This window comes from Exiguobacterium sp. J17977 (genome assembly GCF_018616375.1).
GTDB lineage: Bacteria > Bacillota > Bacilli > Exiguobacteriales > Exiguobacteriaceae > Exiguobacterium > Exiguobacterium mexicanum.
Genome location: NZ_JAEQBB010000006.1, coordinates 22,751 through 49,367, shown reverse-complemented (window position 1 = coordinate 49,367; position 26,617 = coordinate 22,751). Strand labels below are relative to the sequence as shown.

Below are 26,617 nucleotides of genomic sequence, written 5' to 3'. Positions count from 1 at the left end.
AAAAAACTCCTTTATTCTTTGACTCCGGCTTTGACGAACGTGACCCAATCACGGTGGCCCGCGATTTGTCCCGTCACGGCCTCACGGTAACGCGAGAGCATGTTCGTCGCGACCGTTTGGACGCCGCCACCAATCGAAATGTTGTCGATTTCGATGACGCTCGTCACTTCAGCCGCCGTTCCTGTTAAGAAAATCTCATCTGCGACATATAGTTCGTCACGACCGATGTGGCGTTCGATGACCTCGAACCCTTCCTCACGGGCAAGTTCGATCACCGTTTGACGCGTGATGCCGTCGAGCACCGAGCAATCGAGTGACGGTGTGAAAATTTTGTTTCCTTTGACGAGGAAGATGTTGGCGACGCTCGCCTCGCTGACGTTTCCGTTCATGTCGAGGGCGATCGCTTCGTCATACCCGTCGCGGACCGCTTCTCCTTTCAAGAGTTGCGAGTTCATATAGTTCGCTGCCGCTTTCGCCTGCATCGGCATCATCGTCGAAGAGACGCGACGATACGAGGCGACTTTCGCGCGGATCCCGACCGTCTTGCTGAAATATTCACCGAGCGGCCAGCATGAGATGGCAACGTGTACTTTCGTTTCCTGCGTCGGCATGAGTGCCTGCCAAGGTGTGCCGAGGAAAACGAATGGGCGGATGTAACAGGCTTCGAAGCCGTTGCGTTCAATCAATTCGATCGTCGCTTGTTCGAGCTCATCGACCGTGTACGGCAAGTCGACGTGATAGTATGCACACGAACGAACGAGTCGCTCCAAATGTTCACGGAGTCGGAAGATGGCCGGGCCTTCCTCTGTGTGGTATGCCCGAATCCCTTCAAAGAACCCGCTACCGTAGTGAATCGCGTGTGTCATGATACTCGTGTTCGCGTCACTCGGCTCGATCCAAGCCCCGTCTTGCCACATCCATTGTCCATACTGTTCCATTGTTCAACTCTCCCATTCATTTTTGATATTTTCTGTCTATTATACGTTACAGGGAGCGTAAGTCATCAACAAGTTGTGTTTTTTCTGCGGTTTTTTCATCTTTTTGCTTAATGACGCGAGCTGGTGTACCTGCGACGACGACGCCTGGCGGTACGTCTTGTGTGACGACACTTCCTGCTGCGACGACGGCATTTTCACCGATACGGACGCCTTCCAAGATGACGGCGTTCGCACCGACCATGACCCCATCTTCGATGATGACCGGGTCTTTTGAAGGTGGCTCAAGGACACCCGCCACGACAGCGCCAGCGCCAAGGTGGACGTTTTTCCCGAGCGTCCCGCGGGCACCGATGACCGCGTTCATGTCGACCATTGACCCGTCACCGATGACGGCACCGATATTGATGACAGCACCCATCATGACGACGACGTTATTCCCGATTTGAACGTGGTCGCGAATGAACGAACCTGGTTCGATGCGGGCGTTCAACTGTGTCGTATCGAGCATCGGTACGGCACTGTTGCGGCGGTCGTATTCGAGGTGCGTGTCCGTGATGACGGCAGCATTCGCTTCTAGGAAAGCAGCCGCACGTTCAGCCGTCGTGAGGAAAAGTTTCGACTCGTCCGTTCCGAAGGCTTTGGCATCTTCAATCGTCAGGCCGGCCAATTGACCGTTGACGTACAATTTGACTGGCGTTTCTTTCTTGGCATCTTTAATGTATTGCGCGATTTCATAAGCGTTTGTGAGTAACATGAGTGGCCTCCTCGTATAGGTTCGTTAAATTGTATAATCCGGCTGGGCGGTCAAGAATCGTCGCCGCCGCAGCGAGTGCCCCGTTCGCGAAGACGCGTTTGGACAGGGCTGTGTGTTTCAACTCAAGCATTTCGTCGTCTCCGGCAAACAGAACGGTATGTTCACCGAAAATCGTCCCTCCGCGTACCGAGTGCATGCCGAGTTCATCGGCTGCGCGCGCTTCACGACGCGGTGTCCGGTCATATACCGGTGTCACATCGCGTTTCGCCTCGATGGCACGAGCGAGCAATTCCGCCGTCCCGCTCGGTGCGTCGACTTTTTTACGGTGGTGCGCCTCAATCACTTCGATGTCATAACCGAGCGTGAGCGGGACGAGTTGGTCGAGTAACTGTTTCAAGAGCGCGATCCCATAAGACGTATTATACGACTGGAAAATCGGAATCTCCTGAGACGCCGCCTCAATTTTGGCGAGCTCTGCTTCCGAGAAGCCCGTCGTCGCGATGACGAGCGGAATCTGTTTGGCTTTCCCGAACGCGAGCACGTCATCCAACAGTGCTGGGTTCGAGAAGTCGATGACGACATCGACCTCGGCCTCGACGTCTTGAAGCGAGACGGGATGATCCCCTCCGGCTGGCGAGACGATGGCCGCGACGTTCAAGTTTTGGGTCCGGGCGACTTCCTCGACGATTTGTCCCATCGCCCCATATCCGTGGATGAGTAAGTTCACTGTCTCACCTCATTGAACTGCTCCATTGCCGACAAGAGGCGGGCCTCGGCCGTCGCGCTCATCGGGACGAGTGGGAGACGTGGTGCCCCGAATTCAAAGCCGCGTGCATTGAGTGCTGCTTTGACCGGAATCGGGTTCACTTCGGCAAACAATTCGTCGATGACCGGAAGCAATCGGAGCTGCCAGCGGCGCGCCGTCTCCAAATCTCCGGCGAGGAGCGCTTCAGCTAAAGCGACCGTCGCACCTGGATAGACGTTCGAGAGGACCGAGACGACACCTTGGGCGCCCCAAGCCATATAAGGAAGGATTTGATCATCGTTCCCACAATACACCGGGAACCCTTCCGGTACGTGCGCCATCATTTGGGCCATCACCGAGATATCCCCGCTCGCTTCCTTGAGCGCTGCGATGCGTGGATGGTCGGCGAGTTCCCCGACCGTTGCCGGATCAAGGGCGACGCCCGTCCGTGACGGCACGTTGTAGAGCATGAGTGGAATCGGTGACGCGTCGGCGATTGCTGTAAAATGGGCGATCAGACCCGCTTGCGTCGACTTGTTGTAATAAGGCGTGACGACCATCGCCATCTCGGCTCCGAGTTCGGCGGCCCGTTTCGTCTTTTGAATGCTGAGCGCCGTATTGTTCGACCCGGTCCCGGCAATGATGACGGCACGCCCGGCAGCGACTTCAATCGCTTTGACGAGAAGCGTCTCGAACTCGTCGTCCGTGATGGTCATGCCTTCACCAGTCGTTCCCCCGATGACGAGACCGCTGACACCTTCTTTAATTTGATCTTCAATCAACGCTTCCCATGCTGTGAGATTTAACTGACCGTCTGCTTGAAACGGTGTAGCGAGTGCGGTTGCGACTCCTGTGAACATATAATCTCCCCCTTATTTCGTAGCAGTCTGCCCAATCATGCATTGAGCGATTTGGACGGCGTTCGCCGCCGCGCCTTTGCGAACATTATCAGCGACACACCAGAGATGGAACGTGTTCGGCTGTGACTCATCGACACGGATCCGACCGACGTAGACGTCGTCTGTCCCGTTCGCATCGAGCGGTGTCGGATAGACGAGTTCCCCCGGGTTATCCATCAAGACGACTCCCGGCGCGTCCGCGAGCACGGCTTTCACTTCGGCTAGCGTCGCGTCGCGGTCGAGTGTGACCGTGATGGAGACGGCGTGGCTGTTACGGACTGGGACACGGACACAAGTCGCCGTGACACCGAGGTTCGGCGCGTTTAAAATCTTGCGTGTCTCTTCAATCATTTTCTGTTCTTCTTTCGTATAACCGTTCTCTAAGAACACATCAATGTGTGGCAAGACGTTATCGAAAATCGGATACGGATAGTTCTTCGGCTCTTCGCCTCGTGCTCCGCGTTCCAAGTCCTCAATCCCTTTTTGGCCCGAGCCGGAGACGGCTTGATACGACGTATAGGCAACACGCGTCAATCCGTATACTTCCACGAGTGGTGCGAGCGCGACGACCGATTGAATCGTCGAACAGTTCGGGTTGGCGATGAGCGTCTTGTCCGGGCTCAGTTCGACACGGTTCACTTCCGGTACGATGAGCGGGATGTCCGCCTGCATCCGGAATGCACTCGAGTTGTCGATGACGATGACACCTTGTTCGCTCAGGCGAGGCGCATATTGTTCACTGATGCTCCCACCGGCTGAGAAGAGCGCGATATCGATCGGATCGGCATAAATCGCATCTGATAGTTCCCGGATGACGACGTCCTTGCCGTTCACGTTCACGGTCTTCCCGGCTGAACGGGCCGATGCGTACAGCATCAATTCGTTGATTGGAAATTCATACTCGGTCAATACGTCAATCATCTTTTGGCCGACGGCACCGGTCGCACCGACGACGGCTACGTTATACATGTGGCGTCCTCCTTATAACTTGAAGCGTGTCGCGATGGCCGCGACGGCTGCTTCGACGTCTTGTTCGTTAATCGTATACGAGATGCTAATCTCAGATGTCGTGACTTGATAGAATGGAATCCCGCTCTCACGGAACGTGGCGAACAGCTCGGCGGCGACGCCCGTTGCGTCGCGCATGCCGATTCCGACGACCGAGATTTTGGCATGCTCGGTATGACGGTCGATTTTGATTTGCGGGAACGTCTCAGTCAGTTCCGCGAGCGCTTCTTCAAGAAACGCCTCTTCATCGAGCGGACAGGTGAACGACAAGAACACTTCTCCATCGAACGCCGTCTGACTGATCATGTCGATATTGACATGACGCTGTGACAACTTCTCGAAAATGTCGGCGACTCCTGCCACCGAGTGTGGAATATGTTTGATTGAGACGCTGAGCACGTTCTTCACGACGCTCACGCTCGTCACCGCTTTTTGTTCCATCGCCTGTGTCATATCCATGATCCATGTTCCTCCTTCGCTCGCAAGCGTCTTTCCTACAAAGATGTTCACATCAAATTTTTTAGCGAGTTCGACGCTGCGCATCTCCATCACTTTCGATCCGAGCGCGCTCATCTCCATCATCTCATCGTATGAGACGGTATCTAACCGGCGTGCTTCTTTATGGATGCGCGGGTCAGCCGTATAGACGCCGGCCACGTCCGTGTAAATTTCACAACGTTTGCTGAGGACGGCGGCTAAGGCGACAGCGGTCGTATCTGACCCGCCTCGTCCGAGCGTCGTTACATCACCGAACTCGTTGACGCCTTGGAAGCCGGCGACGATGACGACATCATACGTCCGGAGCTTCTCTTCGAGTACTTCTTTGCGAATTGCCTTGATTTTACTTTTCGTGTGAATGCCCATCGTGTCAATCCCAGCTTGTTGGCCGGTGAGCGAGATGGCGGCGACGCCTCGAGAGTTCAAGGCGATACTGAGCAGACTGATCGTCTGCTCCTCACCGACCGCGAGTAAGCGGTCGAGTTCACGGATCATCGGGCGTTCCGTGATTTGTTTGGCGAGTGACAAGAGTGAGTCAGTCGTTTTCCCCATCGCGGAGACGACGACGACGAGCTTTTCTCCGGCCGCGGCCCGAGTCTGTAAATATTCGGAAATGGCCTGGATTTGTTCAATCGTGGCAACGGAGCTGCCTCCAAATTTCAATACGGTTGTCATCAGGTTCCCTACTTTCATGATGTCCACCAACAGAAAAAGCGGCAGACCGGTAGGAAGCACTCTCCCTACGGTCTGCCGCTTGTACGCGCAGTTGAAAAACGATTAAAGAATCGTTCCGTAGATAGCGCTCCATGGCATTTCATCCATGGCAGTGTAGGCGTTATTCACGACTACCCCAGCCTTCGTTCGTACGCATGCGAACGTCGACTTCGGCGAAATTCCCCTTTCGGCTCGATCCGGAATGCGTCCGTTCGATCAAGCGTACTCATGTCATTCGCAACCTCTATCTGTCAGTTGTTAGTTTTAGTTATAACAAAAGCATCCCGGCTTGCCAACCTTTTTTTAGAAAAAAGGAAAATTTCTAAAAACAGTCACCACGGCTTCTTCATCATCCGATGCGGGATATCCGCGTCTAAAAATTCGTCCCCGTACGCCTCGTATCCAAGACGCTCATAGAACGGGAGCGCCGTCAGTTGGGCGCCAAGTTTGAGCTCGTGTAACCCGCTTGCCCGGGCGACGGATTCAATGGCGAGCATGATTTCCTTCGCATACCCGTTGCCGCGCGCCATCGCGAGCGTGGCGACGCGTTCGACTTTTCCGACCCCGTCGCCGATTGGGCGCAGGCGCGCCGTCGTCACCGGCTCACCTCCCACCGTCCCGACGAAATGGATGCAGTCTGGGTCGAGCTCATCATACTCGAGTTCGGGGTCGATGCCTTGTTCGTGAATAAACACCGTCGCACGCACGACCCGTGCCTGTTCTATCAGTTCGGCATCTGTGCCGTGTTCAATCTTCAACATGAGACCATTCCTTCCTGAAGCCGTTTCACAATCTCTGCCGTAGCGCGTTCCAACTCGACGACCGATTCGAAGCGGGCCTGGGCTTGTTTATGACTGCCGCCGCCACGACCGATGCCGAGGTCGTCGAGCGTCCGTTTTAAAAATTTGCCGATGGCGATGTCATGCGTCCCGTCGTGCATGAGCCATAGCTTTTGACCCGTGTGATTGGCACCGACGGCGATGCGGCCCGTCGCAGCGATGCGTTCGACGATTGTCGTCGTCAACGTCTCCGCTTCCGTCTTGCCGATATGGGCGATGACGTAATTGTCTTCCTGCAAAAAGGCAGCGACTTTCGCTTTCGCGACGCGAGCCTCGAGCGCCTTCACTTCTTTGTCCCGCTCGAGGCGAAGGTTTCGTTCCTCGAGGACACGGGCCGCGACCGTCTCGTTCGTCGTCGATAACGTTTGGTGAATCGTCCGTAGCGCCGTCCGTGACGAATGGATGGCGGACAAGGCCCGGTGACCAGCAACATATGTCAGGCGGACGTTCCCGCGGACTTTCTTCATCGAGGTCACATGAACGATTCCAAGTTGACCGGTCGCCTCGACATGTGTCCCACCACACGCATTGTAATCGAGACCGTCGATGTCGACGATCCGGATCATCCCGGTGCGGTCGGTCGGTTTGCGTAGCCGAGCGACCTCAACCTCTGAGGATGCGAGTTCGTACGTGGAGACGGGACGGTTCTCGAAGATGATGCGTTGCACGTCTCGTTCCAACACCTCGATTTGAGTCCAATCGAACGTCTCCGTCCCGATTTCAAGCGACGACTCCTCTTGTCCGATGCCGAAACTGAGGGTCTGAATGCCGTATTCGTCTTCCAATAAAGCCGTCAACACGTGCTGGGCCGTATGTTGAATCGAATGGTCGCGACGGACCGCTTCATCGACAATACCTGTCACGATTGTCCCACGTTCGAGCCCTTGTTGGACTAAATGCCAGACATCCTCCTCGACCCGTTGCACATCGAGAACCGGTTGTCCGTCGAGTGTGCCGACGTCCGGAGGTTGGCCCCCGCCTTCCGCATAAAACAATGTGGATTCAAGCGCGACCCACGTCCCGCGTGCATCGGTGCGAACGTCGGTCACCGTCGTTTCAAATTGCCATGGCTTCATCTTGATCGCCGCCTTTTCTGTAGGATATGTTCAGACAACTAGTCTAATTTGGTCTATAATAAGAAACACTTACTTTAGCAGTCAGGAGCGATATGCATGTTACAGATTGATAAACAATCACCGCTACCTATTTATTATCAAATTGAAGCCTATTTAAAGCAACAAATAGATGCCGGCATTCTTCAACCGGGTGAATCGATCCCATCCGAACGGGAGTTTTCCGAGCGCTATAACGTCAGTCGGATGACGGTGCGCCAGGCCATCACGAACTTGGTCAACGCCGGTTATTTGAGCCGCCAAAAAGGCCGAGGCACGTTCGTCGCTAACAAGAAAATCACGATGGCCTTGTCCGGATTGACAAGTTTCTCGGAAGAAATCAAACATCGGGGCATGCGTCCGTTCAGCCGCCTGTTGTCGTTCCAAACGATTCCGGCCCCGGCCAAAATCGCTCAAAAATTGAGCGTCGCGCTCGACACACCCGTCTATGAGATGCGACGGCTACGCCTCGCCGATGAGCAAGTGCTCGCCCTCGAGACAGCATACATCCCGGTCGCCTTACTCCCGAACTTGACCGAGACAGATGCCATCGGTTCGATTTACGAGTTCGCCGAGCAGTCCGGGCTTCGACTAAAAAACGCGACCCAGACGCTCGAGGCGCGGAGCGCAGGGCCGGAGGAAGCGAAGCTGTTGACGATTTCTCCGAACGCCCCTGTGCTCTTGATCGACCAACGGACGTATCTCGAGAACGGGGACATGTTCGAGTATAGCCGTTCCTTGTTCCGCGGTGATGCCTACTCGTTCACCGTCGCCATGGACCGCACATAAAAAATGGTTTGCCGCGGACGGCAAACCATTTTTTATTGTGCTTCATACGTGATTCCGGCTGGGTCGTACATATACGTCTCAAGCTCGGTATCGGTCATCGGCTCGACTTCATTCCCGGCATCGGCCTGTTGGACGCGATAACGGACTTCTTCGAGCAACGGCTCGTTCAAGAAGTAATAGAAATGACCGTCGACACCGCGTGCCCCTTCACCGGTCAACTGATATTGGACCGTGTTGTTGAGGGCGCCGACGTCCTCGATTAAACGCATATAGTCGTTCGGACCGAGCGTCGTCTGCATGTTGTCCCCGACCGCCTTCAACACTTTGTCGTAGTTGTTGATGAGCGACGTGCCGAGCGCTTGGTCAAGGACGGCATTGATGACTTCCATCTGACGCTGTCCGCGACCGATGTCTCCGCGTGGGTCGTCATAGCGGTTACGGACGTAAGCGAGTGCCTCTTCGCCCGATAACTGCTGAAGCCCTGCTTCGACTTGGACAACTTCGCGTGAAGCGTCGTAACTCTTCTGTTCAGACGAGAACGGGACGTCGATTTCGACCCCGCCGACGGCATCGATGAAGTCGACGAACCCTTGGAAGTTGAGGGAGACGACGTGGTCGATGTCGATGCCGACCAAGTCTTCAATCGTGTTCGTCGCCATCCGCATACCGTTGTTCGGGTTCGATTCATCCATCGATCCGAAGTAATAGGCGTGCGTGATTTTGTCTTGATCGAGACCCGTCTTACCGTACGGGATATTGAAGCCCGTATAGTCGATGTTGACGTACGAGTCACGCGGGATGCTGAGCATCGTCGTCTGTTTGTTTTTCTTGTTCAGAATGACGACAATCATGACGTCAGACCGACCATACTCGCCGCGCGCTTTCTTCTGCGGGGACAAGTCCGTCCCGAGCACGAGGAAGCTCTCGGTATCCTCTTTATCAAATCGAGTCGGTTCGATAGTCGGATCATCCTCAAGCGTCACTTGAGTACCTGACAGCATGTTATGCGCTTTATAAAAAGCTGTTCCATACATGCTTGAGCCAACGATGACGGCAATCAATACAAGGGCGCTGAACAGCTTATAAAACGCAGACGGGCCTTTGCGCCGTCTACGAGCTTGGGTTCTTGAATTCATGAGTTTCTCCTTCGCGATCGAATGATATGAGCTTCACCTATTATAGAGGAAACCTCGACTTTTGTCGAAAACGTTTTGATTACAAATCCATTTCCATACAATTTCCCACAGTTAACGAGAAAAAAACCTGGAGACACTTGTCTCCAGGTCGTCAAGCTCGGATGGAAAAGAATCGTTCGGCCGCTTCACTGCCACGTGCCTGTAACACACCGCTACAAGCCGAGGCCGCCTCGGCATCGAGCACGATGGTCACACTCGGATGCGCCTGTAAGATGGAGGCCGGCCAGTCAATCGTCGGCACGCTCTCAATCATATGATGGACCGCTTCGGCTTTACGCTTGCCCGTGGCGACGAGGACGATTTCACGTGCGTTCATGATCGTGTCGAGGCCCATCGTGATGGCCTGCGTCGGTACGTCTTCAATCGAATCGAAGAAACGGCGGTTCGCTTCACGCGTCGACTCGGTCAGTTCGGTCACATGCGTCTTCGCATCGAGCGCCGTTCCCGGTTCATTGAACGCGATATGTCCGTTCTCCCCGATACCGAGCAATTGCAGGTCGACACCAATCGAGCGGACGAGCTGTTCATAGCGGGCCGCTTCCGCTTCCGGGTCGGCCGCGTCGCCATGAGGCAGATGGCTCTGTTTGAATGGGATGTCATTGAACAGCTTCTCTTCCATGAAGTGATGATAGCTTTGCGGATGGCTCGGTGCGAGCCCGATATACTCATCTAGATTGACGCTCGTCACGTGACTGCAGTCGAGTTGATCTCGTTTGAACATCTGATACATCCCGACCGGTGTACTGCCCGTCGCGAGTCCGAGCACGAAATCGCGCTTCCCGGCGACCCGCTCTTTGATGAGTGTATAGGCGATTTCTTCCGCATCCGTTGGTGTGTTCGCTACTAATATGTTCATTGCATGCCCTCCTTCGAATAACTGACCTGCCCTTGATGAATCGTCGTCACGACCGTCATCGCGTCATCCCAAATGACGAGATCGGCGTCGAAGCCCGGCGCGATGGCCCCTTTGTTCGTCAAGCCGAACTCACGCGCTTGGTTCAAAGACGTCATCTTCACCGCTTCTTGCACGGTACATCCCGTGAACGCGAGCACGTTTCGGAACGCTTCGTCCATCGTCAAGACGCTGCCTGCCAAGTTCCCGGCTTCGAGCCGGGCCGCCCCGCCTTCGACGATGACCGGTTGACCCCCGAGTTCATATCGGCCGTCCGGAAGACCTTTGGCACGCATCGCATCTGTGATGACGACGAGACCGTCCCCCCCTTTCATCCGATAGGCGAAATCGACCATCTCGCGCCGGCTGTGAATCCCGTCCGGAATGATTTCGACCATGACGTCCCGCTCCAGTAGACAATAGCCGACCGTTCCCGGCTCGCGATGATGAATCCCCCGCATCTGATTGTATAAGTGCGTGCCGTGCTTGACGTTCGCTTCCTTGTTCTCGGCAAACGTGGCGTTCGTGTGTCCGGTCGACCCGATCGCCCCGGTCTCCCGCATCGCCTGTTCGAACTCACGTGCGCCTGGACGTTCCGGGGCATACGTGACGAGGCGAATGTGACCGCCCGCTTCTTGTTGCCACGTGCGGAACTGATTGGCATCAGGATCGACAATATATTCGGCCGGTTGCGCCCCCGCATTGTCGACGTTGACGAACGGTCCCTCTAAATGGATGCCGACGAGTGATGTGTCCCCCGCCTCGATAACGGTCCGGGCGGATTGCAGCGCCTTCGTAATAGCAGCCGGTGACTGCGTGATCGTCGTCGCAAAATAAGACGTCACGCCTTCGGCGAACATGGAGTGGCCAAGGTAACGTAAGCGGTCCACCTCCGCATCCATCGTATCGACGTCATAACCACCGTGGATGTGGACGTCAATCATTCCTGGCGTCACGAGCGCCCCCCGCACGTCGATCTCTGAATCTGTCCCTGCCTGATAGTCCTCCATCGCACCGACGTTCACAATCGTCGTGCCCTCGAACCGGATATAGCCTCGGTCCCACGTGTTTTCCCCCGAAACGATATATGCATTGATGATCACCATCATCGGTCATCCACCTTTCTTCAAGTAGCTTCATCGTTATCATATCAAAAACCAGTATAGTTGTATAGACCAATTTTACTAACTAACAAACTCCATTTTCCCAGTTCTTTGCCCATCCTGTTTCTGCCTCAAACAACAAACAGGCTGACGCCGTAGCGTCAACCTGTCTCAGTTAAGATGTTTCGTTCGTAATCGGTTGAGCCTCATACCGTTTGACGATATGGATGAGACGCATGACCAGCAACACGGCTCCAGCCGCTAGACCCGCAATCAAACCGATCCAATAGCCGTCCGGTCCGAACCCGAACTGTTCGGCAAGCGCATAGCCGAGCGGGAGGCCGATGACCCAATAGGCGATGAGCGACAAGATGAGCGTCACGTTGACGTCCTTGAAGCCGCGTAAAATCCCTTGAATCGGGGCGGCGACCGCATCCGATAATTGGAAGAAGACCGCAAAAATCATGAAGTGGGCCGCGAGTTCCACGACGGCCGCATCGTTCGTATAGATGGCCGCAACCCGTTCATTTTGCCAAAACAGAAGCGCTCCCGAGAACGATGACACACCGAGACAAAGGACGATGCCGATTTTGGCATAGCGTACGGCATCCTTCAGCCGCCGGGCCCCGAGCTCATAGCCGACGACAATCGTCAGCGCGCTCGACGCGGACAACGGCAACATGTAGACGAATGATGCGAAGTTGATGGCCGCTTGGTGGGCCGCGACGATATTGTCGCCGTATTCACTCAAGAGCAACGTCACCGCGGCAAAGATGCTCACTTCTGCAAAGATGGCGAGACCGATCGGCGTCCCGAGCTTGAGCAGTTCTTTTTGTCTTGGCCAGAAGACCTGTTCCACCGAGCGCAAGAAGCGATATTCAAGGAACGGCTTGCCGTTCCGGACGAACGCGAACGCCATAAAGAAGAGCAACCAATATGTGATGGCCGAGGCGATTCCCGCCCCGACACCGCCATAGGCCGGGACGCCGAGTTTTCCAAAGATGAAGATGTAATTTAATCCGACGTTAATGGGTAACCCTAATAGTATAAGTAGCATCGAGATTCGCGTTTTGCCGAGTGAGTCCATGAGCGTGCGTAGCACGTTGAACAAGAACATCGGCAACACCCCGAATCCGAGGGCGAGCAAATACCCTTTGGCAATCCGTTTCCCTTCCTCACTCAGTCCCATGCCGTCGACAGCCGTCGGGACGAGCCAAAAGCCGAGCACGAGCGTCGCGATGCTCAGACCGATTGCTAAGTATACGCCTTGGTACAGCGTCCGTTGAATCTGCTGGATATTACGGGCCCCGAGCGCCTGGGCGACGATCGGTGCAACAGCGAGCAGAATCCCGCTCAACCCCGTATAGACCGGCATCCATAAACTCGACCCGACCCCGACACCCGCCAAATCGACGGCGCCGGCCCGGCCCGACATGACCGTGTCAAAAAAGCTGATTAAGTAAAACGACACTTGTGTCACCAAAATCGGGAAGAAGATGGTGAAGAACAGTTTGATTTTTTCATTTAGTGAATGTGTTTGATACATGGACAACCTCATCTCATTTCAGAAAGGAAAAATTAGAATGAATCAACGGAATGCGGAAAAATTAAAATATGAGCTATTAGAGACGTGGAACACGTTCAATCATTATATGACCGAGGCGCTCACGTTTCAAAACAGTGAAGATATCCACCAAGCCCGGGTCCATCTGCGCAAGCTATTGACGTTCATGCAACTGTACGACACGAAGCCTTCGACGTATCGTCAATTAAAGCAGTTGATGGAGGCGCTCGGTGCGGTGCGTGACGGAGACGTCCTGCTTGAAGGGCTCGCCGTCGAGACCGAGCTCGATCAAGCTTTTGTTGAGCATGTCGAAACACAACGGGCCAAGGACCGCACGCTGTTGAAAGCGCGTGTGACCGAAAAAATGACGCCTTCGCTCGACCAGCAAGTCCGTCGCTTCATTGGCGGGCAGCTGTTCCGCGCCTTTCGCAAACAAGACGCGGCGGTGTTTCTCGATAAAGCCAAAGCCGACCGCAAGCGGCGCATCGCGACCCATCACGCAGCGACGAAACGGAACGACCGGCTCGATACCCTCCACAAAGTCCGGCTCGCCGTGAAGCGGGAGCGCTATTTGAATGAGTACTTATTGAACTATGAGCCGAGCGCCTCAAAAGACCAAGTTCAAAACCTGAAGCGGCTCCAGACCGAACTTGGTGATATGAATGACCGGCATCAGCTGTTGTTGCGCTGGACCGATTTCACGCCGCCAGCCGCCTTGACCGACGACTATGAACAAGTCGTCCAGCAATTGCACACCCGGCTCGACGAATCGGTCGACGCCATCAAGCTTTAGCGCGACGTGTAGCGTTCGACGAGCAGTTCGAGCAACTTCATCCCAGCAATCGAGTTCCCTTTTGAATCGAGGGCAGGCCCAAAAATACCAAAGCCGACATCACTCAATCCGAGCTCGTGTTTACCGGTCGCGAGAATCGCACCCGACACCCCGCTCTTTCCGGGCAGGCCGACACGGACGGCAAACTCACCCGATGCATCGTACATGCCGCACGTCGTCATGATGGCTTTGACGATACGGACGACACGACGTGGAATCAACTCTTCGCCGGTGACTGGGTCTTCGCCGTTACCGGATAGAATCCGGCCGATGCGAGCTAAGTCAAAACAATCGATTTCGATGGCACACTGTTTCGTGTACACATCGATAATCTCATCGACATCGCCCTCGACGATTCCGTGATGACGCATGAAATAGAGCAAGGCCCGGTTCAAGTCGGTCGTCTCGTATTCCGAGCGGGCGACTTTTTCGTTATACGTGACTTCCTCGACCGAGACATCGAGCAACGTCGCCAAAAATTGACGGAACTGATAGATTTTCAGCTCCGCCGTGTCCCCTAAAATCATGCTCGTGACCGCGAGCGCCCCGGCGTTAATCATCGGATTGAGCGGTTTCGATGGCACCGTCTCTTCAAGTTTGGCAATCGAATTGAACGCATCCCCCGTCGGTTCCATACCGACTTTCGAGAACACGTAATCTTCTCCGAACTCCATCAAGACGTAACAGAGCGTCAACGCCTTCGAGACGCTTTGAATCGTGAACTTATGATGGACGTCCCCCGCATGAATATAAGAACCATCAGGTAGGCAAATCGCCACGCCGAGCAAATCATCTTGTACATGCGCGAGCTCCGGAATATAGTCGGCGACTTTTCCTTGTGCTGTGTACGGACGACACTCGTCGACCAAATGCGCCAACTGCTGTTCCAATACGTTCATCCAATCACCTCATGTCCGATAGTTTTTACCCGGGTCATCTTAACATATTTGAAGACGGTTAACCATCAAGTGGACCGTCTTCCTTGTCCGGCTTATACCATTCCTCGTCGGCCCATATGACCGGCGGGCTGTCCTCGTCACCTTCGAGCTTCTCGCCATGCCGATTCATCGAGACGATGAACGCGATGATGCCGACGACGACAACCGCCGCCGTTATCCCGAACCAAACCATAGGTGGTCCTCCTTCCAATCGTGACGAATTTGTCTAGAACCGTGTGAGACTTATCCTATGTCTACGTCAACATTCTCGGTACCGTTAGTAGGAATACTACATAGAAATGGGTGAATGGATTGAACAAGATTGCAATCATCGGTGGAGGGATTACTGGCATGGCTGCCGCGTATTATGCGAAACAGGCGGGAGCGCATGTCACATTGTATGAAGCAAGTGACCGGATTGGCGGAAAAATCAAGACCATTTATCGAGACGGCTTCGTCTTAGAATGTGGGCCGGACGGATATATGGCCCGTAAGCCGACATTGACCGAGCTGATTACCGAACTTGGGCTTGACGACGATCTCGTCCGGTCGATGACCGGGACCTCGTTCATTTACGTCCGAAACCGACTGCGACAGATGCCCGCAGGTTCGGTCATGGGCATCCCGACCAAGTTCTGGCCGATGGTCAAAACGGATCTGTTCACGTGGCGCGGCAAGTTTCGGGCCGGTATGGACCTCGTGTTGCCCCGCGTCTATGCGGGATCAGATATCTCGCTCGATACGTTTTTCCGGGCCCGGCTCGGGTCGGAAATCGTCGAGGCGATGATCGAACCGCTCCTGTCCGGGATTTACAATGGCACGCTCGACGATATGAGCATCGAGTCTACTTTCCCTCAGTTTATCACGATTGAACAGAAAACACGCAGCCTGATTCTCGGTATGAAAGCATTGACACCTCCTGTCCAAGCCGGTGTCAAATCGCGCGAGGCCGGGAAATTTCTAGCGCTCGGCCAAGGGCTCGGTGTCTTGATTGAGGCGCTCCGTCCATCGATTGACCGCCTCTGTCTCGGGACACGGGTCGCGGCCGTCCGTCCCCATGAAGTGGTGCTCGAGGACGGAACGGTCGAGTCGTTTGACGGCATCGTGTTAGCGACCTCGCCGAACGCACTCGGCCCGCTCCTTGGTCTCCCGGAAGCGGAACGATTGTCGTCATTGAAACGCACGTCTTCCATCACTGTGCTCGCAGCGTTCGAGGCAACAGACGTCGAGGCACTCGACGGGACGGGCTACGTCATCGCCAAAGGCGAAGGCAACGCCTTGACCGCTTGTAGCTGGATGCATAAGAAATGGCCGCATATAGCACCCGAAAATAAGGCGCTGTTACGCGTCTACATCGGCTCCGCGTTCGTTCGCGACCTGTTGACAGAATCCGACGACACGATTGCCGACTTCGCGCTCCGTGAGCTTCGGAAAATTCAACACGTCGGTACCCCGATCTTTACGAGAGTCGAGCGTCACGTCGACACGATGCCGCAGTATGAGGTCGGTCATAAACAATACGTGCGCGCGTTCGAGGAGACGATGTCCTCACTCGACGGCGTCGAAGCTTGCGGGGCGATTTTACACGGCGTCGGTCTCCCCGACTGCGTCGACTCGGCCAAACAAGCCGTCACACGCATCATGGCAAGACAGGCGGTGTCCGTATGAAACGAATCGACTACAACGAGAATCCGTTCATCGTCATTTGGGAAGTGACACGCGCCTGTGCGCTTTCCTGCGTCCATTGCCGGGCCGAGGCCCAGTTCCATCGTTATCCGGATGAACTCGACACCGCCCAAGGTAAGGCGCTCATCCGCGACATACATGCGATGGACAATCCGATTCTCGTCTTCACCGGGGGCGACCCGCTCATGCGCGAAGACTTGTTCGAGTTGACGGCATACGCCGCCTCGCTCGGCATGCGCGTATCGATGACCCCATCGGCAACGCCACGCGTGACCCATGACGCCGTCAAACGGGCGAAAGATGCCGGATTGACGCGCTGGGCGTTCTCGCTCGACGGTCCGGACGCCAAGTCGCACGACTATTTTCGGGGTACCCGCGGCAGTTTCGAACGGACGTTGCGCGGTATCTCTTACTTCCGGGAAGAAGGCATGTCATTCCAAATCAATACGACGGTCACGGAATATAACGTCGATCAACTCCCGGAAATCGCCAAACTCGTCGGTGAGCTCGGGGTGTCGGTGTGGACGCTGTTCTTCCTCGTTCCGACCGGCCGCGGGTCGCTCCTGCAGCCCATCTCCCCGGAACGGCATGAAGATGTGCTCCGCTGGGCGTTCGCCTTGCAAGAACACGTCCCATTCATCATCTCGACGACCGAAGCCCAGTTTTATCGGCGCATCGCCCGGCAAGAAAACTTGAACCGAAAACAAGTTGGATTGTCACCCATCGGCCATCCGCATGACGATCTCGCCAAAGCACCCCGCGGCACGAATGACGGGAACGGTTTCGTGTTTATCTCGCATACGGGCGACGTGCAGCCGTCCGGCTTTTTACCAATCACGTGCGGCAACGTGAAACAGACACCGCTCGCCGATATTTATCGGCACCACCCGGTTTTTAAATCACTACGCGATCCCGATACTCATCACGGAAAATGCGGCTACTGCGAGTATCGTTACGTCTGCGGCGGCTCGCGGGCCCGAGCTTATGCCGTCACCGGCGACTATAAGGCCGAAGAACCATACTGCATCTATCAACCCTCACCCGTCTCCTAAACAAAGAGCGCCGGCATCAGCCAGCGCTCTTTCAATGTTTAATGCGTCACCGTCGCGGGACGAAGCGTCAACTCGTCGTTCTCGACATCGATGACGACCGTCTGGCCGTCCTCGATGTCTCCGGCGAGGATGCTACGGGCGAGTTTCGTCTCAATCGTCCGTTGTACGTACCGGTTGATTGGACGGGCCCCGAACTGTGGCTCATACGCCTCGTCGGCGATGAACACTTTCGCGGCATCCGTGATCTCGATTTGAATCGAGCGCGCCGTCAAGCGACTACCCATGCGCGCGACTGCTTTTTCGACAATTTGGCCGATTTGAGCCCGGGTGAGCGGATGGAACAAAATCGTCTCATCGACCCGGTTCAAAAACTCGGGACGGAAGTGACGGCGCAGCCGCTCGATGACTTGGCGTTCTTCCGCCTCATCGATGACACCATCTTTTGCCGCTTCGAGCAAGATGTCGGCCCCGATGTTCGATGTCATGATGACGATTGTGTTTTTGAAGTCGACGACGCGGCCGTGCGAATCGGTCAAACGCCCGTCATCGAGTAGTTGCAGCAAGATGTTGAACACATCGGCGTGTGCTTTCTCGACCTCATCGAGCAGGAGCACCGAGTACGGGTTGCGGCGGACTGCTTCCGTCAACTGGCCACCCTCTTCATAGCCGATATAACCTGGAGGCGCCCCGACGAGACGCGACACGGCGTGTTTTTCCATATACTCGCTCATGTCGAGACGGACGATATGGTCTTCCGAGTCGAACATCGCCTCGGCGAGTGCTTTCCCGAGCTCGGTCTTCCCGACACCGGTCGGCCCGAGGAAGAGGAACGATCCAATCGGACGGTTCGGATCTTTAATGCCGGCCCGGGCCCGAATGACGGCATCACTGACGAGGCGAATCGCATCGTCTTGTCCGAAGACACGTTGATGGAGCACCGTCTCGAGGTTGAGCAACTTATCTCGTTCTCCTTCGGTCAATTTTGTCACGGGGATGCCCGTCCATTTCGAGACGACCTCGGCAATCTCTTCCTCGGTCACTTCTTCGCGGACGAGTTCACGTGTCACCGAACCGGCGAGCCGTTCCGCTTCCGCAAGTTCACGCTCGAGTTCCGGGATACGGCCATATTTGAGCTCGGAGGCCCGGTTCAAATCGTAGCGACTCTCAGCTTCTTGCAGTTCGAGCTTCACTTTTTCCAAGTCACCACGGATGTGTTGCACGCGGTGCGTCGACTCTTTCTCGTTCTCCCAGCGGAGTCGGAGCGCGTCCGACTGTTCACGAATCGAGGCGAGTTCTTGTTGCAGCGCATCGAGTCGTTTCTTCGAGGCGTCATCACTTTCTTTTTTCAAGGCCGCCTCCTCGATCTCGAGTTGCATGACGCGGCGCACGAGTTCATCGAGTTCGGCCGGCATCGACTCCATCTCCGTCCGAATCATCGCACACGACTCGTCGACGAGGTCAATCGCCTTGTCCGGCATGAATCGGTCGGTGATATAGCGGTTCGATAAGACGGCGGCTGCGACGAGCGCGTTGTCGTGAATGCGGACACCGTGGTGAATCTCGAAGCGTTCTTTCAACCCACGCAAAATCGACACCGTGTCCTCGACGTCCGGTTCGTCGACGAGCACTTGTTGGAAGCGGCGCTCAAGTGCCGGGTCCTTCTCGATATATTGGCGATACTCATCGAGTGTCGTCGCGCCGATGCAGTGGAGTTCGCCGCGTGCGAGCATCGGTTTGAGCATGTTCCCGGCATCCATCGCCCCTTCGGACTTACCGGCCCCGACAATCGTATGCAGTTCATCGATGAAGAGGATGATTTTCCCTTCCGCTTCTTTCACTTCGTTCAAGACAGCTTGCAGTCGCTCTTCGAACTCGCCACGATATTTGGCCCCGGCGACGAGCGAACTCATATCGAGGCTGAAAATCGTCTTATCTTTCAAGCTTTCCGGGACGTCACCGCGAACGATGCGTTGGGCGAGCCCTTCGACGATCGCCGTCTTCCCGACTCCCGGCTCCCCGATCAAAACCGGATTGTTTTTCGTCTTCCGGCTCAAGATGCGGATGACGCGCCGAATCTCGCTATCACGCCCGATGACGGGATCGATTTTGCCGGTCTTCACTTCTTGAATCAAGTCGCGGCCATACTTCGTCAAGACGTCATACGTCGCTTCCGGCGACTTCGACGTGATGCGCCGATTTCCGCGGACGGCGACGAGCGCCTCGCGTAGTTTCTCTTCGGTCACACCTTTGCGCTCGAGCATGCTTTGCGCTTGGCTCTTATTCATAATGATGCCGAGCAGGACGTGCTCGACCGAGACGTACTCGTCACTCATACCGGTCGCTTCCCGTTCCGCCGTCGTCAACACGTTCAACAGCGAAGCCGAAATCATTGGTGTCGTCGGTGTCTGAAGCTTCGGTGCGTTCTTGAGTGCCATCGCGACCTCAGCCTCGATATCGGCGACGCTCAACTCCATTTTTTGCAGTAGGAGCGGCGCGATGCCATCTGTTTGTGAAATCATCGATGCCAAGACGTGCCATTCGTTCATCTCGCTATGGTGATACTGTTTCGCAAGTGCCTGCGAACTGACGATGCCTTCATGTGCTTTATCAGTAAATCGATTGAAATCCATTGTGCTTCCTCCTTAGACTCAGCGTTCAAGTTGTTCGTAAACCGATCGGTGGGCGGCGTCTAGTGGCAAATCGACTTCGAGTTGCACAAAGAGATCTGACCGGACTTTCGAGGCGGTCATGAACCCACGGCCCGGGATGCGCATCCGTTGACCTGGGCGTGACCCCGGTTTCACTTTCAGTTTGACCCGGCCGCCATCGAGTGTCGCCACGACGACTTCGGTGCCATCAAGGAAAGCGAGCGGGCGCAACCGTTTGACGGTGATGACGTTCGTTCCTTCCCGACGGTACGTCTCATCATCGGTGAAATGGAGCTCGACGTACACGTCGCCGCGGTCACCCGCTTGTCCGACCTTGCTGCTCTTGCCTTTAAGCCGTAACTTTTGTCCTTCGTGGGCGCCTTGCGGGATTTTCACGTTGACCGTTCCCGTCTGGAGACGCAGACTCACTTTGGAATCAGACGTCAATTGACTGAGGGGGACGTTGACACGGACCGTCTCATCGAGGTCCTCTTCGACCGCTTGGTTGAAGAAACTACCAAACATGTCCTCGAACCCGAACGTCCGCGACGTCGTCCGTGACCCGCCGCCGAATTGGCGGAACAAGTCTTCGAACTGGGCCGATCCTTCCCCGTAGCCATCGCCGCCGTAAGATCCTCCGCCGAACGTCGGTCCTTCTGGACTGCCATAGCGATCATAGTTCGCTTTCTTATCGGGATCGCTCAGCACGTCGAACGCTTCTTGGATCGCTTTGAACTTGTCCTGTGCGCCCGGATCTTTGTTCACGTCCGGATGGTATTGTTTTGCCAGTTTTCGATATGCTCGTTTAATGTCTTGGTCGGACGCCTGTTTCGGCACGCCAAGGACGTCATAATAGTTTTTTGCCATCTCGTTTCACCTCACCTATTTCTTTCCCGATTCTGTTAAGTCTATTCTACCGATTTGGTCAAAGAAGGTCAAAGAATTTCCTCGTTACTTCACATACGAAAAAAAGAAGGCATTCGTTTCATCACGATGCCTTCTTACGATTAGAAATATACTCTCGGACTGTCCATGCCTTCTTCGAACACGATTGTCACTTCTTGTTGGCCACCGAGCGAGGTGACGTTGATGCGGACCGGTACGTTCCGGTTGTACTCCCACCGATTCTCGAGCAGACCGACGACGTGCTGAGTGAACCCGACGAGCTCGGCCCGGCTATAAAACTGGATCGGGATGTCGATTTCGATTCGTGACAACTCGCCGTTTTGATAGAAGCCTTTCCCGATCATCCCGCTGAAATCCGGGAACACATCGGCGATGCGGTCGCTGAAGAGGGAGAACTTTTGGGCATCGTCGCGGACTTCGGTCGTCGCCGTGGCGGACGGGAAGTAATAATACGTCTCATCGATGGCAGTCCAATCGTTCGCCGCCACTTCATTGGCTGAGCCGACGAATGCCGATTTGATATAGTTCCCTGGTGTCGGTGAACCTTGCGGCGCTTTCATATACAAGGCGACGTTAATATCGAGGTCTTTAAAGTCTTCACGTTTCCGCAACTGGGCGACGAGTTCATTCGCCATCCGTTCTCCTTCAGCGATGACTTTCTTTTCGTCCAACTTTTCCGTATAGGTCGGACCGAAGTTCGGCGCTTGGAACACGTACTCTTGATTCAAAATCAAGGCGAACGATACACCGCCGAGTTGATACCCACTATCCGTTTTCGTCATATAGTTTTGTTCGACGAGCGACGCCAAATAAAGCGGTGATTGTTTATTCGCCTCGACGAACTGCTCCTCGGCCACCTCGGCCGTCCCGTTCGCATACGCCGGGTTGAGCGGGACGAGACCTTCCGACGCCTTGTCTTTACGGCCAAGCAGACGTGATACATCTTCACTCGTCAATAGCTGCCCTTCTTGATAGGCGTATTTCTCGGGATCGAACGCGCCGGTCGAATGGCGCATGAGGCCGAGCTCCACTTCTTCGAGCTCGAGCGATGAGCTGACTTGACGTTGCGCCAATCCTCGGGCCGCAGCCGGTTTAAATGGAATGACCATCTGGTAATACGAATCACGCGCTTGAATCGCTTGCGTGACCCCTTCGGCTGCCGTCTCTTCGCCTGTCGGTGTGGCCTCTTCTTCCCCCATCGGGATTTTCATAGAGCAACCGCCGAGAAAAACCGTCGCGGCGAGAGCTGGGATGAGTATCTGTTTCCATTTCATCTATGTCTGAACTCCTTTAATGATTCGTTTCGTTGCACTTCGTCCATTATAACAAAATCACCCGTTGAAAAAAGTGTCGAAGCGGAATCAGTGCCAATTCACAGCAAAACACCCTTCAACGCCCGGTTGAAGGGTGTCCGTGTCACGCTTTCGTGGATGGGCGGCGGCGATGCGTCAAGAACAAGAGGCCGAATACAATCAAGACGAGTCCGAGTACCGTTCCCCACGTTTTGGTCGTGCCGGTCATCGGGAGGGTCGCCTGGTCTGGCGTCACCGGCGTCGTCGGTTCAGGCACATAGACCGATTCATCTTGGTCATCTCGGTCATCGTTGTCCGGTTTCGGGATGTTTTGTTTCACATGCACGGTCGCCTCGACCGTCCGCGACACGCGCGCCTCACGATTGACTTCGAACGTGAACGTCGTCCGGTTCGTAAGCACCGCACCGGCCCGTACATCATAAGATGGCAAGAGTACTTTCTCCATCTCGAGAACGACTTCTTCGCCGGGGACGAGCCCGTTCTCGACTTCAGCCAAGGCACGCATGCCGTCTCGGAGCGTCTCGGTCGTCTCGCGCTGTTCTTTCGTCGTCAACGCCCCGCTCGTCCATTCGTCGAGGACGTCGACGAAGTACAAGGTGACGTTCGACGTGTTCGTGATTGTATACGTATAGCGAATCGTCTCACCAGGGTGCACCGTCTCGGGACGTGCCGTCTTCGTGACGGTGAAGTCGGCTTGATTCAATAAGACGATTTGTTGGCTCTCGGCATCGATGACCCGACCGTACGCATCGGTCGCCGCGACGCGGAACACGTTCCCGATTTCAGGGGCGTTCGTCCAATCGTAATCGCTTGGAATCGCTAAGTTGACGGTCGTCTCGACCCGTTCCCCGGCGAGCAGCCCGTCATCGCCGACGAGTGCCAATAAGCGCTCGCGGACGTTAGCGTTGAACGTTTCGACCGCCTTGGCATCGATATCGCCGCTAAAGAACTCATCTTCAATCGATGTGATGGTGAGCGCCGTCTCGCCTGTGTTCTCGATGACGAACGTATATGGAATCATCCCACCGACGACGGCTTGGTCGATGTTTGCCTCTTTTCCGACCTCAAGGCCAATCGTCTCGTTCGGTACGACCGTGACGGTCGCCTCCGTACAGGCTGGCGGAACGGTCTCATCTTCGACGCCGATACAGAACGTATTCGTCACGACCGTCTCACTTGTCACGTCTGGTGCGAACGTGTCGAACTGAATCGTCGTCGTCCCGACCGCCATCGTCGGGAACGTCCAATTGAACGCTGGTGGTCCGCTCACGGTCGTCGGAGCGACCGAACCTTCCGGACCGAGCACCTCGACCGAATCGGCGACGACGGTCAACGCTTCGGGCACGGTATCGGTCACCGACAAGTTCTCAATCGGAGCGCCCGTCACATCGATGATGAGCCGATACGTCACTAAATCCCCGCCTAACACACGCTCGATCGGTCCGTCGGCACCGAGCACCAATTGGTCGATGGCAACTGCTGGAGTGGCGGAGGGTGCGTTCACTTCTTCTGTGACAGGTTGTTCTGGTGATGGCTCCGGTTCAACGAGCGGAGGCTCGACCGGTATGTCGACGTCCGGAACGATCTCCGTCCCGTCATCACCCGGTTCGCTCGACTCGCCTGTAAGTTCCTCTAGCTGGAACGCATAGACGGCGCCCGGAAATGAATAAGGAACACCGGCACTGTCATACAAGGTGACTTGATCGATTGTCGTCACGTCGACCTCGGTCGCGTCAATCATGAACCGCCAAATCGTTGACGTCTCACGTGCCCCGTAATATGTGACGTCCGCGTAGATGAGGCTCGCGTCATCGTACGCTTCGATTTCTTCGGGGCTCAAATCAATTAGTGCATAAATTGGCGTTGGTGTCACCGTCGTGTTCGCGTAACTTCCATGCGGTGCCCACATGCCAATCAATACGAGGACGAATGTGATGAATGCGATGAAACGTCGGTTGGTGCGTAGCATGATGGTCCCCTCCTCTAAGGTGTGACGAACGTCTGCGATGACACGCTCCGGCACGGGAGAGGGATGGAGGATGAGTGTGCGCGAGTCGTGGTGTAGGATCTTGGTGTCGAAAAGTATTTGTAGATACTAATCATTACCCGTCCGTTGACGGTGCGAACCTGCCCACGACCGGAAACGTTTAAAAATCAGGTCAATGAAAAAAAGGCCCTCCCTCAGGAGGACCGCATTCACGATTGGTCGGCTAAGAAGGCGAGCAATGCCGCCTCATCCCACACTTCGATGCCGAGCGACTCGGCTTTCGTCAGTTTCGAGCCTGCCTTCTCGCCAGCGACGAGGAGGTCGGTGTTCTTGCTGACGCTGCCCGTGACGCTCGCACCGAGCAGTTCGAGTTGCTTCCCGGCTTCGCCACGCGTCATCTCATGCAGTTTCCCGGTCAAGACGACCGTCTTTCCGGCGAGTGGCGCATCGGCGTCGACCGGTCGTTTCGCACCTTTGAACGTCAAATTGACACCTGCCGCTCCGAGGTCACGGACGAGGTCACGCGCTTCCGGCTTCTCGAAGTATAAGACGATCGATTCAGCCATCTTCGTACCGATGCCATCGATGGACGTCAATTCGTCGACCGATGCCTCCATGACCGCTTCCATCGTCTCGAACCGTTCCGCAATCAACACGGCCGCTTTTTGGCCGACGAGGCGGATACCGAGCGCGAACAAGACACGCTCGAGCGAATTCTGTTTCGATTGTTCAATCGCCGCGAGCAGATTCGTCACCGACGTCTCGCCCATCCGGTCGAGCGCGAGCAACGCATCCCGGTCGAGACGATACAGGTCGGCCACGTTATGGACGAGGTCAGACGCATGAAGTTGCGTAATCACTTTCTCGCCGAGCCCATCGATATTCATCGCCGGGCGCGATACGAAATGAATCAGCCCTTCGAGCAGTTGAGCCGGGCATTCTGGATTGACGCAGCGATGGTCCGCCTCGCCTTCTAACCGGACGAGTTCAGATTCACAAGCTGGACAATGCGTCGGGAAGACGATTTCCGTCTCCTCCCCGGTCCGCTCACTGACGAGCGCCGAGACGACGGCCGGGATGACGTCCCCGGCTTTCTTGATGACGACGCGGTCTCCGATGTGAAGGTCCTTCTCTACAATGAAGTCCTCATTATGGAGCGTCGCATATGTCACGGTCGAACCGGCGACCGAGACTGGTGCAAAGCGCGCGCGCGGCGTGACTTTCCCGGTCCGTCCGACACTGAAGTCGACGTCTTCAATCGTCGTCACGACTTCCTCGGCCGGGAACTTATAGGCGACGGCCCAACGCGGACTCTTCGCCGTGAAGCCGAGCTGTTCTTGCTCTTCGTAAGCTGCGACTTTGATGACGATGCCGTCAATCTCGTACGGCAATTCGGACCGCTTCGTCACATACGTTTCAATATAGTCCCATAACTCATCAGCCGTATGACACGTCGTGTATTCTTGGCTGACGGCAATCCCGAGACGGCGCAAATATTCGAGCGACTCGTCATGCGAAGCGACGAGATCGTCCGTCGAGACGAGCCCATAGGCGAAGAACGCCAAGTTCCGCGACGCCGCGATTTTCGAGTCGAGCTGCCGGAGCGAACCTGCCGCCGCATTGCGTGGGTTGGCGAATAGCGGTTCGCCGAGGCGTTCCCGCTCGTCGTTCAAATGTTCGAACGACCGTTTCGGCATGTACGCCTCACCGCGCACCTCGAACGTGACGTCCTCATTCAACCGGAGCGGAATCGAGCGAATCGTCTTCAAGTTTTGCGTGATGTCCTCCCCGGTCGTCCCATCCCCGCGCGTCGCGCCACGGACGAACCGTCCCTCTTCGTATTTCAGCGACACGGCGAGTCCGTCAAACTTAAGCTCGGCGACGAACAGCGGACTGTAGCCGAGATCTTTCTCAATCCGTTCGACCCATTCGACGAGTTCTTCTTTGGAGAAGACGTTCCCGAGCGACAGCATCGGTGTGTCGTGCGTCACTTTGACGAACGCATCGAGCGGGACGCCGCCGACCCGTTGCGTCGGGGAGTCCGGACTCCGGAGTTCCGGATAGTCCGTCTCGATTTCAATCAATTCGTTCATGAGACGGTCGTATTCCGCATCCGGGACACTCGGTCGGTCGAGCACATAATATTCATACCCGTATTGATTTAACTTTTGACGAATCGCTTCAACGCGTTCTGCCATCTCCAT

Annotated in this window: 23 protein-coding genes and 1 riboswitch; of the genes, 4 read left to right on the top strand and 19 right to left on the bottom strand. The window is 55.5% G+C overall.

What is annotated here, in order from left to right; genetic code table 11:
• Positions 1-11 precede the first annotated feature (11 nt).
• The 8 genes from KNO58_RS11225 to KNO58_RS11190 form a co-directional block, all read right to left on the bottom strand.
• A complete protein-coding gene (locus tag KNO58_RS11225; RefSeq protein ID WP_021065231.1) occupies positions 12-938 on the bottom strand; it encodes a branched-chain amino acid transaminase in 927 nt (308 codons plus the stop codon).
• Positions 939-984: 46 nt separating this feature from the next.
• Positions 985-1,692 carry a 2,3,4,5-tetrahydropyridine-2,6-dicarboxylate N-acetyltransferase gene (dapD, locus tag KNO58_RS11220; protein WP_021065230.1) on the bottom strand — a complete coding sequence of 236 codons (708 nt, stop codon included), beginning with the start codon at positions 1,690-1,692 and terminating at the stop codon, positions 985-987.
• Entirely contained in the window at positions 1,670-2,419 is a 750-nt protein-coding gene (dapB, locus tag KNO58_RS11215; protein WP_214753940.1) for a 4-hydroxy-tetrahydrodipicolinate reductase, read from the bottom strand. Before dapB ends, dapD begins: the two co-directional genes overlap by 23 nt.
• Positions 2,416-3,297 carry a 4-hydroxy-tetrahydrodipicolinate synthase gene (dapA, locus tag KNO58_RS11210; RefSeq protein WP_214753938.1) on the bottom strand — a complete coding sequence of 294 codons (882 nt, stop codon included), beginning with the start codon at positions 3,295-3,297 and terminating at the stop codon, positions 2,416-2,418. Before dapA ends, dapB begins: the two co-directional genes overlap by 4 nt.
• Positions 3,298-3,309: 12 nt before the next feature.
• The gene (locus KNO58_RS11205; RefSeq protein WP_214753936.1) at positions 3,310-4,305 is read right to left on the bottom strand and encodes an aspartate-semialdehyde dehydrogenase; all 996 of its coding nucleotides are present in this window, start codon (positions 4,303-4,305) and stop codon (positions 3,310-3,312) included.
• Positions 4,306-4,317: 12 nt separating this feature from the next.
• The gene (locus tag KNO58_RS11200) at positions 4,318-5,517 is read right to left on the bottom strand and encodes an aspartate kinase (protein ID WP_214753934.1); all 1,200 of its coding nucleotides are present in this window, start codon (positions 5,515-5,517) and stop codon (positions 4,318-4,320) included.
• Positions 5,518-5,631: 114 nt separating this feature from the next.
• Positions 5,632-5,811: riboswitch (Lysine riboswitch) on the bottom strand.
• Between the two features lie 77 nt (positions 5,812-5,888).
• Positions 5,889-6,317: a GNAT family N-acetyltransferase gene (locus tag KNO58_RS11195; protein WP_214753932.1), complete on the bottom strand. Its 429-nt coding sequence runs from the start codon at positions 6,315-6,317 to the stop codon at positions 5,889-5,891.
• On the bottom strand, positions 6,311-7,471 hold the full coding sequence (locus KNO58_RS11190; protein ID WP_214753930.1) for an alanyl-tRNA editing protein: 1,161 nt from the start codon (positions 7,469-7,471) through the stop codon (positions 6,311-6,313). The genes KNO58_RS11195 and KNO58_RS11190 overlap by 7 nt, the downstream gene beginning before the upstream one ends.
• A 96-nt stretch (positions 7,472-7,567) precedes the next feature.
• On the opposite strand from KNO58_RS11190, the gene KNO58_RS11185 reads away from it, so the two are divergent.
• Complete coding sequence (locus KNO58_RS11185) at positions 7,568-8,296, top strand: GntR family transcriptional regulator (RefSeq protein ID WP_214753928.1); 729 nt, start codon at positions 7,568-7,570, stop codon at positions 8,294-8,296.
• Between the two features lie 32 nt (positions 8,297-8,328).
• Here KNO58_RS11185 and KNO58_RS11180 read toward each other — a convergent pair whose 3' ends face one another.
• The 4 genes from KNO58_RS11180 to KNO58_RS11165 form a co-directional block, all read right to left on the bottom strand.
• Complete coding sequence (locus KNO58_RS11180) at positions 8,329-9,432, bottom strand: LCP family protein (RefSeq protein WP_021065222.1); 1,104 nt, start codon at positions 9,430-9,432, stop codon at positions 8,329-8,331.
• 151 nt (positions 9,433-9,583) lie between these two features.
• Positions 9,584-10,348, bottom strand: a complete 765-nt coding sequence (nagB, locus tag KNO58_RS11175) for a glucosamine-6-phosphate deaminase (RefSeq protein ID WP_214753926.1) — start codon at positions 10,346-10,348, stop codon at positions 9,584-9,586.
• On the bottom strand, positions 10,345-11,493 hold the full coding sequence (nagA, locus tag KNO58_RS11170) for an N-acetylglucosamine-6-phosphate deacetylase (protein ID WP_214753924.1): 1,149 nt from the start codon (positions 11,491-11,493) through the stop codon (positions 10,345-10,347). The genes nagB and nagA overlap by 4 nt, the downstream gene beginning before the upstream one ends.
• Positions 11,494-11,662: 169 nt before the next feature.
• Positions 11,663-13,033 (bottom strand): MATE family efflux transporter, encoded by a 1,371-nt coding sequence (locus KNO58_RS11165; RefSeq protein ID WP_214753922.1) that lies wholly within the window; start codon positions 13,031-13,033, stop codon positions 11,663-11,665.
• Positions 13,034-13,070: 37 nt separating this feature from the next.
• On the opposite strand from KNO58_RS11165, the gene KNO58_RS11160 reads away from it, so the two are divergent.
• Positions 13,071-13,844 carry a CHAD domain-containing protein gene (locus KNO58_RS11160; RefSeq protein WP_214753920.1) on the top strand — a complete coding sequence of 258 codons (774 nt, stop codon included), beginning with the start codon at positions 13,071-13,073 and terminating at the stop codon, positions 13,842-13,844.
• Here KNO58_RS11160 and glsA read toward each other — a convergent pair.
• Together glsA and KNO58_RS11150 are read right to left on the bottom strand one after the other, a co-directional pair.
• Complete coding sequence (glsA, locus tag KNO58_RS11155) at positions 13,841-14,782, bottom strand: glutaminase A (protein WP_214753917.1); 942 nt, start codon at positions 14,780-14,782, stop codon at positions 13,841-13,843. The two genes, KNO58_RS11160 and glsA, sit on opposite strands and share 4 nt — an antisense overlap.
• A 58-nt stretch (positions 14,783-14,840) precedes the next feature.
• The gene (locus tag KNO58_RS11150; RefSeq protein ID WP_214719800.1) at positions 14,841-15,014 is read right to left on the bottom strand and encodes a hypothetical protein; all 174 of its coding nucleotides are present in this window, start codon (positions 15,012-15,014) and stop codon (positions 14,841-14,843) included.
• 110 nt (positions 15,015-15,124) lie between these two features.
• Between KNO58_RS11150 and hemG the strand changes: the two genes are divergently transcribed.
• Both hemG and KNO58_RS11140 read left to right on the top strand, forming a co-directional pair.
• Positions 15,125-16,489: a protoporphyrinogen oxidase gene (gene hemG, locus KNO58_RS11145; protein ID WP_214753914.1), complete on the top strand. Its 1,365-nt coding sequence runs from the start codon at positions 15,125-15,127 to the stop codon at positions 16,487-16,489.
• Positions 16,486-17,559: a TIGR04053 family radical SAM/SPASM domain-containing protein gene (locus KNO58_RS11140; protein ID WP_214753912.1), complete on the top strand. Its 1,074-nt coding sequence runs from the start codon at positions 16,486-16,488 to the stop codon at positions 17,557-17,559. Before hemG ends, KNO58_RS11140 begins: the two co-directional genes overlap by 4 nt.
• Positions 17,560-17,597: 38 nt before the next feature.
• On the opposite strand, the gene clpB is transcribed toward KNO58_RS11140, so the two are convergent.
• The 5 genes from clpB to ligA form a co-directional block, all read right to left on the bottom strand.
• A complete protein-coding gene (clpB, locus tag KNO58_RS11135; protein ID WP_021065213.1) occupies positions 17,598-20,189 on the bottom strand; it encodes an ATP-dependent chaperone ClpB in 2,592 nt (863 codons plus the stop codon).
• 18 nt (positions 20,190-20,207) lie between these two features.
• Positions 20,208-21,074 (bottom strand): DnaJ C-terminal domain-containing protein, encoded by an 867-nt coding sequence (locus tag KNO58_RS11130; RefSeq protein ID WP_214753910.1) that lies wholly within the window; start codon positions 21,072-21,074, stop codon positions 20,208-20,210.
• 140 nt (positions 21,075-21,214) lie between these two features.
• Entirely contained in the window at positions 21,215-22,387 is a 1,173-nt protein-coding gene (locus tag KNO58_RS11125; RefSeq protein ID WP_214753908.1) for a CamS family sex pheromone protein, read from the bottom strand.
• A gap of 142 nt (positions 22,388-22,529) precedes the next feature.
• The gene (locus tag KNO58_RS11120; RefSeq protein ID WP_214753906.1) at positions 22,530-24,395 is read right to left on the bottom strand and encodes an LPXTG cell wall anchor domain-containing protein; all 1,866 of its coding nucleotides are present in this window, start codon (positions 24,393-24,395) and stop codon (positions 22,530-22,532) included.
• A gap of 227 nt (positions 24,396-24,622) precedes the next feature.
• Positions 24,623-26,617, bottom strand: a complete 1,995-nt coding sequence (gene ligA, locus KNO58_RS11115; protein ID WP_214753904.1) for an NAD-dependent DNA ligase LigA — start codon at positions 26,615-26,617, stop codon at positions 24,623-24,625.

What these genes read in the sequence shown, in the direction of transcription:
- KNO58_RS11120 (WP_214753906.1), bottom strand. Translation starts at nt 24,395, where the DNA reads ATGCTACGCACCAACCGACGTTTCATCGCATTCATCACATTCGTCCTC.
- ligA (WP_214753904.1), bottom strand. Translation starts at nt 26,617, where the DNA reads ATGGAGATGGCAGAACGCGTTGAAGCGATTCGTCAAAAGTTAAATCAA.
- glsA (WP_214753917.1), bottom strand. Translation starts at nt 14,782, where the DNA reads ATGAACGTATTGGAACAGCAGTTGGCGCATTTGGTCGACGAGTGTCGT.
- KNO58_RS11140 (WP_214753912.1), top strand. Translation starts at nt 16,486, where the DNA reads ATGAAACGAATCGACTACAACGAGAATCCGTTCATCGTCATTTGGGAA.
- KNO58_RS11190 (WP_214753930.1), bottom strand. Translation starts at nt 7,471, where the DNA reads ATGAAGCCATGGCAATTTGAAACGACGGTGACCGACGTTCGCACCGAT.
- KNO58_RS11160 (WP_214753920.1), top strand. Translation starts at nt 13,071, where the DNA reads ATGAATCAACGGAATGCGGAAAAATTAAAATATGAGCTATTAGAGACG.
- clpB (WP_021065213.1), bottom strand. Translation starts at nt 20,189, where the DNA reads ATGGATTTCAATCGATTTACTGATAAAGCACATGAAGGCATCGTCAGT.
- nagA (WP_214753924.1), bottom strand. Translation starts at nt 11,493, where the DNA reads ATGATGGTGATCATCAATGCATATATCGTTTCGGGGGAAAACACGTGG.
- dapD (WP_021065230.1), bottom strand. Translation starts at nt 1,692, where the DNA reads ATGTTACTCACAAACGCTTATGAAATCGCGCAATACATTAAAGATGCC.
- KNO58_RS11200 (WP_214753934.1), bottom strand. Translation starts at nt 5,517, where the DNA reads ATGACAACCGTATTGAAATTTGGAGGCAGCTCCGTTGCCACGATTGAA.
- KNO58_RS11150 (WP_214719800.1), bottom strand. Translation starts at nt 15,014, where the DNA reads ATGGTTTGGTTCGGGATAACGGCGGCGGTTGTCGTCGTCGGCATCATC.
- KNO58_RS11125 (WP_214753908.1), bottom strand. Translation starts at nt 22,387, where the DNA reads ATGAAATGGAAACAGATACTCATCCCAGCTCTCGCCGCGACGGTTTTT.
- KNO58_RS11205 (WP_214753936.1), bottom strand. Translation starts at nt 4,305, where the DNA reads ATGTATAACGTAGCCGTCGTCGGTGCGACCGGTGCCGTCGGCCAAAAG.
- KNO58_RS11185 (WP_214753928.1), top strand. Translation starts at nt 7,568, where the DNA reads ATGTTACAGATTGATAAACAATCACCGCTACCTATTTATTATCAAATT.
- KNO58_RS11130 (WP_214753910.1), bottom strand. Translation starts at nt 21,074, where the DNA reads ATGGCAAAAAACTATTATGACGTCCTTGGCGTGCCGAAACAGGCGTCC.
- nagB (WP_214753926.1), bottom strand. Translation starts at nt 10,348, where the DNA reads ATGAACATATTAGTAGCGAACACACCAACGGATGCGGAAGAAATCGCC.
- KNO58_RS11195 (WP_214753932.1), bottom strand. Translation starts at nt 6,317, where the DNA reads ATGTTGAAGATTGAACACGGCACAGATGCCGAACTGATAGAACAGGCA.
- KNO58_RS11165 (WP_214753922.1), bottom strand. Translation starts at nt 13,033, where the DNA reads ATGTATCAAACACATTCACTAAATGAAAAAATCAAACTGTTCTTCACC.
- dapA (WP_214753938.1), bottom strand. Translation starts at nt 3,297, where the DNA reads ATGTTCACAGGAGTCGCAACCGCACTCGCTACACCGTTTCAAGCAGAC.
- KNO58_RS11180 (WP_021065222.1), bottom strand. Translation starts at nt 9,432, where the DNA reads ATGAATTCAAGAACCCAAGCTCGTAGACGGCGCAAAGGCCCGTCTGCG.
- KNO58_RS11225 (WP_021065231.1), bottom strand. Translation starts at nt 938, where the DNA reads ATGGAACAGTATGGACAATGGATGTGGCAAGACGGGGCTTGGATCGAG.